Annotated in this window: 1 protein-coding gene and 1 pseudogene; both read left to right on the top strand. The window is 75.4% G+C overall.

The window, feature by feature from the left end; translation table 11 throughout:
* A partial coding sequence (locus ABZ641_RS38775; protein WP_359989404.1) for a metallophosphoesterase occupies window positions 1-805 on the top strand: 805 nt, incomplete at its 5' end.
* A gap of 98 nt (window positions 806-903) precedes the next feature.
* Window positions 904-1,139 (top strand): annotated as a pseudogene (locus ABZ641_RS38770) (MFS transporter); the annotation flags it as partial.

Here is a 1,139-nt window from a genome sequence, read left to right as displayed (position 1 = left end):
CGCCCGCGGCGTGGCCGTCGCCGCCGGCGCCACCGCCGCGGCCGTGGTCGGCAACGGCGCGTACGGAGTCCTCCGCGGGCCGCGCCTCAAGCACGTGACCGTCCCGCTCGCCAAGCTGCCCCGGCAGGCCCACGGATACCGGATCGCCGTCGTCAGCGACATCCACCTCGGCCCGATCCTCGGCCGCGCCCACACCCAGCGCATCGTCGACACCATCAACGGCGTCCAGCCCGACCTCATCACCATCGTCGGCGACCTGGTCGACGGCACCGTGGCCGACCTCGGCCCCGCCGCCGAGCCGCTCGCCCGGCTGCGCGCCCGGGACGGCGCGTACTTCGTCACCGGCAACCACGAGTACTTCTCCGGCGCGGCCCCCTGGGTGGAGTTCGTCCGCGAGCTCGGCGTGCACCCGCTGGAGAACGCCCGCACCGAACTCGCCCACTTCGACCTGGCCGGCGTCAACGACATCGCCGGCACCGCCGAGGGCCAGGGCCCCGACTACGACCGGGCGCTCGGCGACCGCGACACCCGCCGCGCCGCCGTCCTGATGGCCCACCAGCCGGTCGCCGTGCACGAGGCCGTCCGCCGCGGCGTCGACCTGCAGCTCTCCGGACACACCCACGGCGGCCAGCTCTGGCCGGGCAACTACCTGGCCGCACTGGCCAACCCGACCGTCGCCGGGCTGGAGCGGTACGGCAACACCCAGCTCTACGTCACCCGCGGTGCCGGCGCCTGGGGCCCGCCCGTCCGGGTCGGCGCGCCCTCGGACATCACCGTCGTCACGCTCGCCTCCCGGCAGGCCTGACCCGCCGTCCCGCCCTGCCCTGTCCCGCCCCGCCCCGAGCCGTCTCACGGGTCGGAAATCCCCGTCCCACCTGCTGACACCTCCGTAGGGTTCCCGGCATGACCGGGAACCCCGCGCACCGCCGCTGGCTGATGCTCGCGATCGGGACGGGCGGTCAGACCGCGATGACCACCGTCCTCTACGGCCTGCCGTCCCTGCTGCCCGCCTTCCAGCGAGAGTTCGGCCTCTCGCTCGCCGGGGCCGGCGCGCTGGTCTCCGGCCCGATCCTCGGCATCCTGCTCACCATGGTCGGCTGGGGCCTGGTCGCCGACCGCCGCGGCGAGCGGTTCGCGCT

Source organism: Kitasatospora sp. NPDC007106, from assembly GCF_040634455.1.
Classification (GTDB): domain Bacteria; phylum Actinomycetota; class Actinomycetes; order Streptomycetales; family Streptomycetaceae; genus Kitasatospora; species Kitasatospora arboriphila.
Note: the sequence above shows the minus strand (reverse complement) of the source record. Positions and strands in the feature narration are given on the sequence as shown.